Below are 12,077 nucleotides of genomic sequence, written 5' to 3'. Positions count from 1 at the left end.
CCGCATATAAAGGCGTCTTTATACGCGCCTTGCGATTTTCCGCCCGGGCGCTACAGCGCGCGGCAATCCCTGATGTCTGTTGCTGGAGCTTTTGCCGTGGCCACTACCGCCGCCTCGCATGACTATGTCGTCGCCGATATTTCGCAGGCCGATTACGGCCGCGCCGAAATCCGCATCGCCGAAACCGAAATGCCGGGGCTGATGGCGCTTCGCGAGGAATATGGTGCCTCGCAACCGCTCAAGGGCGCGCGCATTACCGGATCGCTGCACATGACGATCCAGACCGCGGTGCTGATCGAGACGCTGACCGCGCTCGGCGCCGAAGTCCGCTGGGCGACGTGCAACATCTATTCGACCCAGGACCACGCCGCGGCCGCCATCGCCGCGACGGGCGTTCCGGTGTTTGCGATTAAGGGTGAGAGCCTTGCCGACTACTGGGACTATGTCGGGCGCATCTTCGACTGGTCGACCAACGACCAGCATGACCGCACCTGCAACCTGATCCTCGACGACGGCGGCGATGCGACCATGTTCGCGCTGTGGGGTGCGCGGGTCGAGGCGGGCGACGAACTCTCCGAGCCCGCGAACGAGGAAGAGGTCGAGTTCCAGCGTGCGCTGAAGGCGTTCCTCGCCGCCAAGCCCGGCTATCTCAGCCGCACGGTCAATGCGATCAAGGGCGTCAGCGAGGAAACCACCACCGGCGTCCACCGGCTCTACCAGATCGCCAAGGACGGCAAGCTCCCGTTCCCGGCGATCAACGTCAACGACAGCGTGACCAAGTCGAAGTTCGACAACCTCTACGGCTGCAAGGAAAGCCTGGTCGACGCGATCCGTCGCGCGACCGACGTTATGCTCGCCGGCAAGATCGCCTGCGTTGCGGGCTTCGGCGACGTCGGCAAAGGCTCGGCCGCCTCGCTCCGCCAGGGTGGCGCGCGCGTGATGGTCACTGAAATCGACCCGATCTGCGCGCTGCAGGCGGCGATGGAAGGCTATGAGGTCGTGACGATGGAGGAGGCGGTCGAACGCTGCGACATCTTCGTCACCGCGACGGGCAACGAAGACGTCATCACCGCCGAACATATGGCGGCGATGAAGCCGATGGCGATCGTCTGCAACATCGGCCACTTCGACAGCGAGATCCAGATCGCGGCGATGTCCAACTACAAGTGGACCGAGATCAAGCCGGGCACCGATCTGGTCGAATTCCCCGATGGCAAGCAGATCATCATCCTCGCCAAGGGCCGCCTCGTGAACCTCGGCTGCGCGACCGGCCACCCGTCGTTCGTGATGAGCTCGAGCTTCACCAATCAGGTGCTGGCGCAGATCGAGCTGTGGCAGAAGAGCGCGGAGTATGAGAACCGCGTCTATGTCCTGCCCAAGCATCTCGACGAGAAGGTCGCGGCGCTGCACCTCGACAAGCTGGGCGTGAAGCTCACCACGCTGACCGACAAGCAGGCGGCCTACATCGGCGTCCCGCAGCAGGGGCCGTTCAAGGCGGACCACTACCGCTACTGATCGGTCGGGGGGCGGGCGCCGTGGCGTCCGCCCAGCCGTGGAGCACACGCGTCAGCGCAGGCAGGCGTCGCCGCGCTCTTGCGCCACGGTCCGGCTGCGCGCGGCGATGGCGTTACCGTAACGGCGCGTGAAACCCTTCGGTGCGATGGCCGCACGGCGCTGCGGCAGGGGGAGCACCGCCGCGATGCGAGCGGCTTCGGCGCGCGACAGGTTCGCGGCGCTCTTGCGGAAGTATCGTTGCGCGCCGGCCTCGACGCCATAAGTGCCGATGCCGGTTTCCGCGATGTTGAGATACACCTCCATGATCCGGGCCTTCCCCCAGATCGCCTCGATCAGCATCGTGAACCACGCCTCCAGCGCTTTGCGGAAATAGCCGCCGTCCTGCCACAGGAACGCGTTCTTCGCCGTCTGCTGCGAGATCGTGGACCCGCCGCGGATGCGTCCGCCGGAAAGGTTGCGGACGAAGGCCGCGGCGATCGCATCGGTATCGAAACCCCGATGCGCGCAAAAGCGCGCGTCCTCCGCCGCGATCACCGCCTGCGGGACGACGGGATCGATCCGCTCGAGCGGTCGCCACGTCTGCCGGATGCCGTCGCGATTGAGCAGCATCGTCGCCGTCACCGGTGGGTTGATGAACTTGTAGGCCAGCACCCAGATCACCGATCCGACGATGAAGATCAGCAGGCTCTTCCCGATCAGCCAGCCCAGACGATAGGCGAGCGGGTGACGCCCGCGCGTCGGGCGTGCCGCCACGCTGCCCCCGGCGCGGGCTCGACGATCAGAGCGGGAGGCCAAGCCGTGTTCCGATGGCCACCGTCGCGGCGTAGAGGAGGATGGTCAGCAAACACCCTGCGCCGAGCGCGGCCCAGAATGTCCAGCCCGCGCGCAGCATCGCCGGTATCAGCAGGAACATCGGCAGCGACGGGATCACATACCAGAAGGTCGCCGTCGAATGGGCGGCGAGCAGCTCCGGGTCGGCGCGATCGTGCCACAGCCACATCATGCCCAGCACGGAGATGAGCGGAAGCGAGGCAATCAGACCACCCAAGCCGGGGAATCGCTTCGACACGTGCGCGATCGCGACGACCAGCGCCGCCGACACCAGCGCGCGCACGATCAACTGCCAGCTCATCCCCCGTGTCCGGCGTCAGTCGGCGGGCAGCAGGCGCCGTTCTTCGGCGATGGTCAGCATCGCCTTTTGCAGCTTTTCGAACGCTCGCACCTCGATCTGGCGCACTCGCTCACGGCTTACATTATAGACCTGGCTCAGCTCCTCGAGCGTCTGCGGGTCATCGACCAGCCGGCGGCGCGTCAGGATGTCGCGCTCGCGGTCGTTGAGTCGGCCCAGTGCCTCGTTGAGGAGGGCGCTGCGCTGCGAACGCTCCTGCGCATCCGCGACGCGTTCGTCCTGCAACTGGTCCTCGTCGCGCAGCAGGTCCTGCCACTGACCTTCGCCGTCGTCGCGCATCGGCACGTTGAGGCTGGTGTCGCCGCCCAGCGCCATGCGCCGGTTCATCGACGTCACCTCGTCCTCGGTCACGCCCAGGTCGGTGGCAATCTGGCGAAGGTTTTCGGGGCTGAGATCGCCGTCCTCGAACGCCGACAGACGATTTTTCATCCGGCGAAGGTTGAAGAACAGCTTCTTCTGCGCGGCCGTGGTGCCCAGTTTGACGAGGCTCCACGAGCGCAGGATGAACTCCTGGATCGAGGCGCGAATCCACCACATGGCATAGGTCGCGAGGCGGAAACCGCGGTCGGGGTCGAATTTCTTCACCCCCTGCATCAGCCCGATGTTCCCCTCGGCGATCAGCTCGTTCACGGGGAGGCCGTAGCCGCGATAGCCCATCGCGATCTTGGCGACGAGCCGCAGGTGGCTCGTCACTAGCTGCGCCGCCGCATCCTGATCGCCATCCTCCTGATACCGCTTCGCCAACATATATTCCTGCTCCGGGGTCAGCAGCGGGAATTTGCGGATTTCGGAGAGATAGCGGTTAAGCCCGGCTTCGGTGCCGAGCGAAGGCATGGTGGCAGGGAGGCGTTCTTTATCGGCCATGACGGCGGGGGGTGTCCTTAGCTGGCGGGCAGCAATATCTCTTAGCAGCTGCGCTTGCCGTTGTCTTTCATGACCGCAAGGCTCTTAACAAGGCCTGCATGTCGCCGGGCAAGTCACTGGTGAACGACATTCGTGCCCCGCTCACCGGATGAATGAACCCGAGGGTCGTGGCATGCAACGCCTGCCGCGCGAAACCGATGCGTGCCAGCGTCTCGCGAAGCGCTTTTCCAATACGGCCATAGGTCGGGTCGCCGACGAGCGGGTGGCCGATGTGGCTCATGTGCACGCGCACCTGATGCGTGCGCCCCGTCTCGAGCCGGCATTCGACGAGCGCCGCACTCCGCAAGGGTTCGAGGACGCGGTAATGCGTCACCGCGCGTTTTCCGCGATCGGCAGGCTGCACGGCAATTTTCTTGCGATCGTGCTGCGATCGTCCGAGCGACGCGTCGACCGTTCCCTGACGTGGGAGCGGCAAGCCGGCGACGACGGCGAGGTAAGCGCGTTCGAGGCTGTGGTCCGCAAACTGTCGTGCGAGCCCTTCATGCGCGGCGTCGGATTTGGCCACGACCAGAAGGCCGGACGTGTCCTTGTCGATACGATGGACGATGCCCGGCCGCTCCACCCCGCCAATGCCCGACAATCGTCCCGCGCAGTGGTGGAGCAGGGCGTTGACGAGCGTGCCCTCGGCATGGCCCGCGGCCGGGTGGACGACCAAACCTGCCGGCTTGTCGACGACGATCAGATCCTCGTCCTCATGAACGATGGTCAGCGCGATGTCCTCCGCCCGTGCGTTGAGCGGGACGGGCGGGGGCATTTCGATGATCAGCCGCACCGGCGCTGCGACCTTGCCGCTGGCGGTCAGGGGCGCGGCGTCCAGCGCATGGATGGCGCCGCTTTGCAGCAGCGCCTTGACCCGCTCGCGCGACAGGCCCGATGCTTTGGCGATCGCGCGGTCCCAGCGATCGCCCACCGCGTCCTGCGCAATGTCCAGCTGGCGGTGGCGATCATCGTCCATGTGCCGGGGGGGTAGGGTGCTGGGCGCGGGGGTCAAGCGGCCAGCCAACCGCGCGTCGTCCTGCCTTGCCGAGCGGCTTTCGCCCGCCTAACCCCGGCACGCATGGATGACGCCATCGATTTCGCCAGCCTGGTCGGTTCCCGCCTGTGCCACGACCTCCTGTCGCCGGTGGGATCGTTCGGCAACGGTCTGGAGCTGCTGGCCGACGAACAGGACCCTGCCATGCGGGCGCGCTTCGTCGAGCTGCTGGAAAGCAGTTCGCGCGCAGCCATCGGCCGGCTCAAATTCTCGCGCCTCGCCTATGGCAGCTCTTCGGGATATGGCGAGGGCATCGCGCCCGACGACATCATCGACGCCCTCTCGGGTCTCGCCAGCGAAGGCCGCGCGGTCACCATCGACTGGATCGGCGAGCGGCGCAGCGTGCCCAAGGCTGCGGCGCGGATCCTGCTGCTGTTCGGGCAGGTGGTGGTCGAAAGTCTGATCCGCGGTGGCCGCGTGGGGCTCGCCGCCGAAGGGCAGGGGGCGGCATGGGAACTCGCCGTCCGGGGGGATGGCGACCGGATCGTCATCGACCCGACGCTGGTCGCGGCGATCACCAGCGACGCCCCGCTCACCGCCAAGACCATCGGCGTCGCTCTCGCGCGGCGGCTCGCATCGGGTTGTGGCGGGCGTGTCGAGATGGCGCGTCCCGAAGGCGCGGCCGAAATCCTGATCGGTGCATCGCTGACGCGCGTGCCCGGCGCCTCCTAACCCGCCTTTAACCCTCCCGCGGGCACAGGGAGGGCCTGGCGAGGTGGGTTGGCGATGGACGGACTGCTGCGGGAATTTGTCGGCGAAACGCTCGAGCTGACCGAGGAAGTCGCCGGCGACCTCGTCACCTGGGAAGAAGCGCCGGACGACCGGGCGGCGCTCGACCGGATTTTTCGTGCGATCCATACCATTAAAGGGAGCAGCAGCTTCCTCGATCTCCCGCGGATCGGACGCATCGCGCACGCGGCGGAGGATTATCTCGCCGCCTGCCGCGATCGTGGCGTTGTCGCGGGGCACGCCGGTGTGTCTGCCGTGCTCGCCGCCGTCGCCGAGCTTCGCGCCATTACCGCGCACCTCGCCAGCGATGGAACCGAGGGGGCGGGCGACGACACCGCGCTCCTGCAGCGTCTTGCCGCCGCGCATGACGGGCAGGGCGGTGGCGAGGCGCGTCCGACGGCGGAGGCGGACATCGATGCCGCCGCGCTGTTGCCGGATGCCTGGCGGTCGGTGCGTGTCCCGCTGGAGCTCGTCGATGCGCTGATGAGTTCGGTCAGCGACCTCGTTCTCGCGCGCAACGATGCGATGGCGCAGCTGCGCGGGCTGAGCGCCGACCCGGCGGCGATGATGGCGCTCGACCGCATCTCGCAGCAACTTGCCGACGTTCGCACGCTCGTCGGCAAGATGCGCATGGTGCCGCTGCGGCAGTTGTTCGCGCCGCTCCCGCGGCTCGTGCGCCAGCTCGCCGACGAACTCGACAAACGCGTCCATCTCGAGGTGAGCGGGGGAGAGGTCGAGATCGACCGCGAGATGGGCGAGGCGCTGCGCGACCCGCTGCTCCATCTCGTCCGCAACGCGCTCGATCACGGGATCGAGGACCCCGCCGCCCGCGTCGGCGCGGGTAAGGACATGGCCGCGGTTCTGACCATCGCCGCCACCTCGAGTCACAATCGCATCTATATCCGGATCAGCGACGACGGGCGCGGGATCGACCGTGCCGCGCTGGTCGAGCGGACGCGTGCCAACGGTCGGATCGACGCCGCGGCATTGGCGCAGATGACCGAACGCAACATCGACGAGCTGATCTTTCTGCCCGGCCTGTCCACCCGCGAGCGCATCAGCGACATCTCGGGGCGGGGTGTCGGAATGGACGTCGTGCGGGCCAACGTCGAGCGGCTCGGCGGTCACGTCAGCCTCGACAACCGGCCGGGTGAAGGGCTGACCGTCGCACTCGAGGTGCCGCTCACCCTGACCATCGTCGGTGCGCTCGCCGTTTCCGTCGGCGAGCGCTGCTTTGCGATACCCCGCGGCGCCATCGCCGAAGTGCTGCTCGCGGCCGGCGACGGGGTCGACCGCGAAGTCGCCGGCGGAGCGGGATTGGTGCGCGTGCGTGGCGAGCTGCACCCGCTGCTGGCGCTCGAAGATGTGCTCGATCTCCAGCCCAGCACGACGCCGGCTGATGAACGCGTCATCCTCATCGTGCGCGCCGGCGGTGGCACGGTCGCGCTGGAGGCGGACGATGTGTTCGATCACGAGGAGCTGGTCATCAAACCACTGCCGCCGGTGGTCGCGCGCAGCGGCCTGTTTCGCGGCATGAGCCTGCCCGACAGCGGCCAGCCGCTGCTCCTGCTCGATGTGGAGGCGATCGTGCGGCGGACGTTGATCGAACCGCGACGCGAGGCGTCGCCGTCGCCGACCGCCCCTGACCGCATCGTCAGCGAATGGATCACCTTGCGACCGCTCGGCGGGGAGATGCTGCAAGCGCTGCCGATGCGATCGGTCGAACGGTTTGTCCGGCATAACGGCCCGCCGCCTCAGCGGGTGGGCAATGGCCTGGTGCTGCAATTCGATGGGGAGCTGGTGCCGATCGTCGGCGGGTTCGATGCGGCCGCTCGCACCGGCGCGCACTCCACGCTGACGGTGATCCTGCTTCGCGACGAACAGCAGCGCATTGCCGGCCTCGCCACTCGCGAGCTGGGGTCCATCACGTCGCTGGAGACGCGCCTCGGCAGCGATGGCGATGCGGCGCGGACGGGCATCGCCATGATCGGCGAAGAGATCGTCGAGATGCTCAGCCCCGATCATATCGTCGCTTCGGCGCACCGCGCACTTGTTTCGGAGGGAGTGGCATGACCGACGACCGGCTGCACCTGATCGTCCACCTCGGAACGGACCGCGTCGCGTTTCCCGCGGACGCGATCGAGGCAGTTGTGCCGGTGTGGGAGGTGACGCCGGTCCCCGGCGCGGAGGCGGAGGTGATCGGCCTCGTGCCCATCCGCAGCCGGGTGCTGACCCTGCTCGACGCGCGCCGCATGGTTGGCCAGAACAGCGCTGCGCCTCCGCCCTATATGGCGCTCACCAGCCACGACGGCCACGGCTATGCGCTGGCGCTCGACCGGGCGGAGGACGTGCGCGCGCTGAAGCCGCCGCGCAAGGTCATCGGCAACCTGTCGCCGGCGTGGCGCGCGCTCGAGCCGTCGCTTGGAGAGGTCGATGGGGAGAGCATCCTCGTCGTCGACCCGGGTGCGTTTGTTGCGCTCGCGAACGCCGGGACGGCTGCGGCGGCTTAACGCTTGAGTGACGCTCTCCGGCTACTCCCGTGATGCTCGGGCATCGGGGGATCGCCCACAACGAAGGATTGGACGATGGCAAAGTGCCTGATCGTCGATGACAGCAAGGTGATCCGCAAGGTTGCGCGGCACATCATCGAGACCATCGGTCATGACGTGGAGGAGGCCGAGGACGGCAGCATCGCGCTCGACGCGTGCGGCCGGGAAGCCTTCGACGTCGTCCTGCTCGACTGGAATATGCCGGTCATGGGCGGCATGGAATTCCTGTGCGCGCTGAACGAAGCGCCGTCGGTTCATCGGCCGAAGATCATCTTTTGCACGACCGAAAGCGGCACGGCGCACATCCGCGCGGCCATCGAAAATGGCGCGGACGAATATGTCATGAAGCCATTCGACCGCGAAACGCTGGAGCGCAAACTGCAAATCGTCGGCGTCGGCTGATCATGTCCGCCACCGTCGCGCCGTCGCCCTCTTCCGGACGCATCGCACGCGTGACGCCACGGTCGCCGGTGCGGGTGATGCTGGTCGACGACAGCATCGTCGTACGGTCGATTCTCGAGCGTATTCTCGCGACCGACGGCCGGTTCGAGGTGGTGGCGAGCTGCGCGCGCGCGGAGGATGCGCTGCGCTTTCTGGAACGCGAGCAAGCCGACGTTGCGCTGCTCGATCTCGAAATGCCGGGCATGCACGGGGTGGATGCCATCCCCGCGTTTCTCCGGTCCGCGCCGTCGATGCGGATCCTGATCCTGTCCGCAAATTGCGCCTCGGAAGGCGCGATGGCGGTGGAGGCGCTCGCGCGCGGCGCGCATGAAACCTTGCTCAAACCGGGCGGCGGCGCGACCTTTGCCGGCAGCTTCTCGACCATTTTGACGAGCCGCCTGCTCGCGCTGTCGGAGACGGTCGTGGCGCCCGCTCCGGTCCGCGACCCGCCCGCCGGCGAAGTGGCTCATCTCCAGCCCTTTTCCGCGATCGGCATCGGTGGATCGACCGGAGGGATTGCCGCGCTGCACGCGGTGCTGGCCGAACTCCCCCGCGACCTCGCGTGTCCGCTGTTCGTCACCCAGCATCTACCCGCAAGCTTCGTAAGTTTTTTCGCTGATCAGCTCAGCCGCGCGACGGGTCGGGACGTGGCGATTGCCGACGATGCCATGCCGGTCGAACCGAACCGGATCTACGTCGCCAATGGCGAATCGCATCTGCGCGTGGTGCAGTCGACTCGTGGCGTTCGCATCATCCTCGACCGGCAACCTGCGCCGACCGGCATCACGCCCTCCGTGGACCCGATGCTGGCGAGCCTGGGCCACGTCTACGGCGCGTCGACGCTTGGCGTGATCCTGTCCGGCATGGGGCGGGATGGATTGATCGGCGCGCAGTCCCTGCGCGCGAGCGGCGGTCAATTGATCGCGCAGGATTCCGCGAGCTCTGTCGTCTGGGGCATGCCGGGGGCGGTGGTCGCGGCGGGGCTGGCCCAGGCGAGCCTTTCGCCGCAAGACATCGGGATTGCCATCGCGCGATCGGTCGCACTCAAGGCCTATGGGGCCGCGGCATGAGCGTCGGCGCGCCGCACCGCATCCTGGCGGCACTGCTCGAAGCGCGTGCCGGCCATTCGCTCAGCCCGGATCGCATCGCACGCATCGACACGCTGTTGCAGCCGCTGCTGCGCGAGCGGGGTCTCCCCTCGATCGAAGCGCTCGTCGTCGAACTCGCCGGCTCGTCCGATCGCCGCCTGATCGACCAGGTGATCGACGCGATGATCAACCACGAGACCTACTTCTTCCGCGACATCAATTCGTTTCGCGAAATCGACAGCTGCGCGTTCGAGCTGCTGCGCACCGCGCGGGAGGCGCGCAAGAGCCTGTCGATCTGGTGTGCGGGATGTAGCACCGGGCAGGAGCCCTATTCGCTGGCGATGATGATCGCCGACGCGCCCACGCGGTGGGCGGGCTGGGATGTCCGCATCGTCGCGACCGACATCAGTCCGTCGGTGATCGCCGCTGCGCGAGCCGGGCGCTATTCACACTTCGAGGTGCAGCGCGGTCTGCCCGCGCGCGCGATGATCGACTGGTTCGAGCCGGACGGGTCGGATTGGCTGCTGCGCGGCGTGTTGCGCGAGCGGGTGCGCTTCATGGAGCACAATCTTCTCACCGACCCGCTGCCACCCGGACCGTTCGACCTGATCCTGTGTCGCAACCTGCTCTATTATCTGACGCCGCAATCGCGCTCGCTCGCGCTTGGCCGCTTGGCGGACGCGCTGTCACCGGACGGGTTGCTGATGCTCGGCGCGGTTGAGACGACGATCGATCACGGATCGCAGCGCTCCCCGCTGGTCCCCGCTGGCGACTGTCGCGGCTTTTACCGGCGGGCAAAGTCGTCGGACCGACCAATGTCGAACCTGCGCGCGGCCTGACCGCTCGAAGCGGCGGCCTCCCCTTAAAGGACGCCGCGCATCAATCCGGGCACGAGCGGCGACAATTCCCGGGCGAGGAACCCAATCGGTCCGTGGCGTTCGGCCAATCGCCGGCCCGCTTCGCCGTGCAGCCACACCCCCCAGGCGGTCGCTTCGAGCGGGGAGTGTCCCCGCGCCAACAGACCCGCGACGATCCCCGCCAGCACGTCGCCCGAGCCCCCGGTCGCCAATCCGACGCCGCCACCCGCATATTCGAGCAGTTCGCCATCGGGGGTTGCCAAGAGCGTCGAGCTTCCCTTCAGCAGCACCACCGCGCCGAACCGCTCGGCCGCATCGCGCACGTGGCCTTCGCGGTCCGCATCGATCGCATCCGCCTCGACCCCGAGCAGCGCCGCCATCTCACCCGTGTGTGGGGTGATCACCAGCCGCTCGGCATAAGGTCGCAGCAATGCCGCTTCCTCGGCGGCCGCACCGATGGCAGCGGCATCGAGCAGCACCGACAGGCACTCGCGCGGTTCCGCCAGCAAGGCGCGCAACAATGCCCGCGCCGGCTCCGGCTTGGCCATGCCCGGGCCGAGCACGAGGCAGTCGCAGGACTTAACGGCACGCGCGAGCTGGTCGGCAGCGCTCTCGGCAATCTCGCCGTCCTCGCCCTCGTCGAGCCCAATCATCCCCGCTTCGGGCACGGCCATGCCGAGCGCGATGGCGCATGCCTCAATCGTCGCGAACTGGACCTTTCCGGCCCCGCTGCGGAACGCCGCTTCGCCGGTGAGCTTCAGCCCGCCGGGCACCAGCCGCGATCCGCCGACCGCGAGAACGCGGCCGCGACTGTTCTTGTCGGTGCCGTCGGGGTGCTCCGGCAGCGGGTGCCGCCGCAGCCAGGTCGTGTCGAGCGGCGTCGTCCCGCTCTCAGCCACGCGCGGCCACCATCACGTCGGGCGCCGACGTGACCGCCGTATCATCCGCCTCTAGGGGAGCGGTGACGTTATAGGCGCTGAGCTTCAAGTTGCCGTCCTTCCCCGCTGCCGGGTCGAAGCGATATTCGGTCACGCCGCAATTGTGCACGTCGCCCTCGCGGTCGATTGCGAGAATTTCCGCCTCGCTCAAATTCTCGATGATGTAGCGCAGGCAGAGGACAACCACCTGATGCGCGACGATCATCACCGGCCGTCCGCCATAGTGCAGCGACACCGTGTCCAGCAGCGAACGCAGGCGGAAGATGACATCGCACCAGCTCTCGCCCCCCGGCGGGCGATGATAGAATTTGCCCAGCAACCGGCGAAACTCCGCCTGATCGGGCAGCAGCTCCGCCACTCCGGGCGTGGTCAGCCCGTCGAGGATCCCGAACTCCTTTTCCCGCAGCCGCTCGTCGATGCAGATCGGCTCGTCGGGGTGGCAGCCGCCCGCGGCGCGGAACAGCTTGGCCGTCTCCTGCGCCCGCACATAGGGGGAGGCGAGCATGACGTCGGGCCGCTCGTCGCGCTGCGAGAACCAGTGCCCGAGTGCTGTCGCCTGCTCGCGGCCGAGATCGCTCAGCGGCACGTCGACGTCGCGATGGGTGAGCTCGATCCGCAGCGAGCCTGCCGCATGGGCTTCGTCACGCGCGACATTGCCCGCGCTCTGTCCGTGGCGGACGACCCACAGCACCGAAGGCCAGCGCGGGGTCATGACAATGGGCTCCGGGTGGTAGCGATAGTCGGTTGCATGCGGCGACAACCCCGCCCGGACGGAAGCGTTGCGTCGGCCGGTCGAGCCTCGGGGTATGACGAT

At 67.6% G+C, this 12,077-nt stretch carries 13 protein-coding genes; 7 read left to right on the top strand and 6 right to left on the bottom strand.

Translation table 11 applies throughout. From position 1 onward, the window contains the following. The first annotated feature begins 96 nt into the window (after positions 1 to 96). Entirely contained in the window at positions 97 to 1,515 is a 1,419-nt protein-coding gene (gene ahcY, locus ACRYJK_RS05545) for an adenosylhomocysteinase (protein WP_482666548.1), read from the top strand. Between the two features lie 51 nt (positions 1,516 to 1,566). On the opposite strand, the gene mtgA is transcribed toward ahcY, so the two are convergent. From mtgA to ACRYJK_RS05525, 4 genes are all read right to left on the bottom strand, one after another. Further along, positions 1,567 to 2,223 (bottom strand): monofunctional biosynthetic peptidoglycan transglycosylase, encoded by a 657-nt coding sequence (gene mtgA / locus ACRYJK_RS05540; protein ID WP_482667404.1) that lies wholly within the window; start codon positions 2,221 to 2,223, stop codon positions 1,567 to 1,569. Positions 2,224 to 2,293: 70 nt separating this feature from the next. Further along, positions 2,294 to 2,647: a DUF3147 family protein gene (locus ACRYJK_RS05535; protein WP_482666547.1), complete on the bottom strand. Its 354-nt coding sequence runs from the start codon at positions 2,645 to 2,647 to the stop codon at positions 2,294 to 2,296. 15 nt (positions 2,648 to 2,662) lie between these two features. After that, positions 2,663 to 3,568, bottom strand: a complete 906-nt coding sequence (rpoH, locus tag ACRYJK_RS05530) for an RNA polymerase sigma factor RpoH (RefSeq protein ID WP_482666546.1) — start codon at positions 3,566 to 3,568, stop codon at positions 2,663 to 2,665. 67 nt (positions 3,569 to 3,635) lie between these two features. Continuing rightward, entirely contained in the window at positions 3,636 to 4,583 is a 948-nt protein-coding gene (locus ACRYJK_RS05525) for an RluA family pseudouridine synthase (protein WP_482666545.1), read from the bottom strand. A 102-nt stretch (positions 4,584 to 4,685) separates the two neighbouring features. On the opposite strand from ACRYJK_RS05525, the gene ACRYJK_RS05520 reads away from it, so the two are divergent. The 6 genes from ACRYJK_RS05520 to ACRYJK_RS05495 all read left to right on the top strand — a co-directional run bounded on the left by ACRYJK_RS05520 (position 4,686) and on the right by ACRYJK_RS05495 (position 10,307). Beyond that, positions 4,686 to 5,333 (top strand): histidine phosphotransferase family protein, encoded by a 648-nt coding sequence (locus ACRYJK_RS05520; protein WP_482666544.1) that lies wholly within the window; start codon positions 4,686 to 4,688, stop codon positions 5,331 to 5,333. Between the two features lie 54 nt (positions 5,334 to 5,387). Further along, positions 5,388 to 7,463: a chemotaxis protein CheA gene (locus ACRYJK_RS05515; protein WP_482666543.1), complete on the top strand. Its 2,076-nt coding sequence runs from the start codon at positions 5,388 to 5,390 to the stop codon at positions 7,461 to 7,463. Then, positions 7,460 to 7,900, top strand: a complete 441-nt coding sequence (locus tag ACRYJK_RS05510; RefSeq protein WP_482666542.1) for a chemotaxis protein CheW — start codon at positions 7,460 to 7,462, stop codon at positions 7,898 to 7,900. The genes ACRYJK_RS05515 and ACRYJK_RS05510 overlap by 4 nt, the downstream gene beginning before the upstream one ends. A gap of 75 nt (positions 7,901 to 7,975) precedes the next feature. Beyond that, positions 7,976 to 8,341 (top strand): response regulator, encoded by a 366-nt coding sequence (locus tag ACRYJK_RS05505; protein WP_482666541.1) that lies wholly within the window; start codon positions 7,976 to 7,978, stop codon positions 8,339 to 8,341. A gap of 2 nt (positions 8,342 to 8,343) precedes the next feature. After that, the gene (locus ACRYJK_RS05500; RefSeq protein ID WP_482666540.1) at positions 8,344 to 9,450 is read left to right on the top strand and encodes a chemotaxis protein CheB; all 1,107 of its coding nucleotides are present in this window, start codon (positions 8,344 to 8,346) and stop codon (positions 9,448 to 9,450) included. Then, entirely contained in the window at positions 9,447 to 10,307 is an 861-nt protein-coding gene (locus tag ACRYJK_RS05495; protein WP_482666539.1) for a CheR family methyltransferase, read from the top strand. Before ACRYJK_RS05500 ends, ACRYJK_RS05495 begins: the two co-directional genes overlap by 4 nt. 23 nt (positions 10,308 to 10,330) lie before the next feature. Here the strand turns inward: ACRYJK_RS05495 and ACRYJK_RS05490 are convergent, their stop codons facing one another. Next, a complete protein-coding gene (locus ACRYJK_RS05490; RefSeq protein ID WP_482666538.1) occupies positions 10,331 to 11,224 on the bottom strand; it encodes an NAD(P)H-hydrate dehydratase in 894 nt (297 codons plus the stop codon). Then, positions 11,217 to 11,975: a histidine phosphatase family protein gene (locus ACRYJK_RS05485; RefSeq protein WP_482666537.1), complete on the bottom strand. Its 759-nt coding sequence runs from the start codon at positions 11,973 to 11,975 to the stop codon at positions 11,217 to 11,219. Before ACRYJK_RS05485 ends, ACRYJK_RS05490 begins: the two co-directional genes overlap by 8 nt. Positions 11,976 to 12,077 lie beyond the last annotated feature (102 nt).

This window comes from Sphingomonas sp. BLHR8 (genome assembly GCF_056821725.1).
This window is presented reverse-complemented; position numbering and strand designations above follow the sequence as displayed.

Bases quoted from the DNA above. Each gene is read 5' to 3' on its own strand.
- ACRYJK_RS05535 (WP_482666547.1), bottom strand. From the start codon at position 2,647: ATGAGCTGGCAGTTGATCGTGCGCGCGCTGGTGTCGGCGGCGCTGGTC.
- rpoH (WP_482666546.1), bottom strand. From the start codon at position 3,568: ATGGCCGATAAAGAACGCCTCCCTGCCACCATGCCTTCGCTCGGCACC.
- ACRYJK_RS05525 (WP_482666545.1), bottom strand. From the start codon at position 4,583: ATGGACGATGATCGCCACCGCCAGCTGGACATTGCGCAGGACGCGGTG.
- ACRYJK_RS05520 (WP_482666544.1), top strand. From the start codon at position 4,686: ATGGATGACGCCATCGATTTCGCCAGCCTGGTCGGTTCCCGCCTGTGC.
- ACRYJK_RS05515 (WP_482666543.1), top strand. From the start codon at position 5,388: ATGGACGGACTGCTGCGGGAATTTGTCGGCGAAACGCTCGAGCTGACC.
- ACRYJK_RS05510 (WP_482666542.1), top strand. From the start codon at position 7,460: ATGACCGACGACCGGCTGCACCTGATCGTCCACCTCGGAACGGACCGC.
- ACRYJK_RS05505 (WP_482666541.1), top strand. From the start codon at position 7,976: ATGGCAAAGTGCCTGATCGTCGATGACAGCAAGGTGATCCGCAAGGTT.
- ACRYJK_RS05500 (WP_482666540.1), top strand. From the start codon at position 8,344: ATGTCCGCCACCGTCGCGCCGTCGCCCTCTTCCGGACGCATCGCACGC.
- ACRYJK_RS05495 (WP_482666539.1), top strand. From the start codon at position 9,447: ATGAGCGTCGGCGCGCCGCACCGCATCCTGGCGGCACTGCTCGAAGCG.
- ACRYJK_RS05485 (WP_482666537.1), bottom strand. From the start codon at position 11,975: ATGACCCCGCGCTGGCCTTCGGTGCTGTGGGTCGTCCGCCACGGACAG.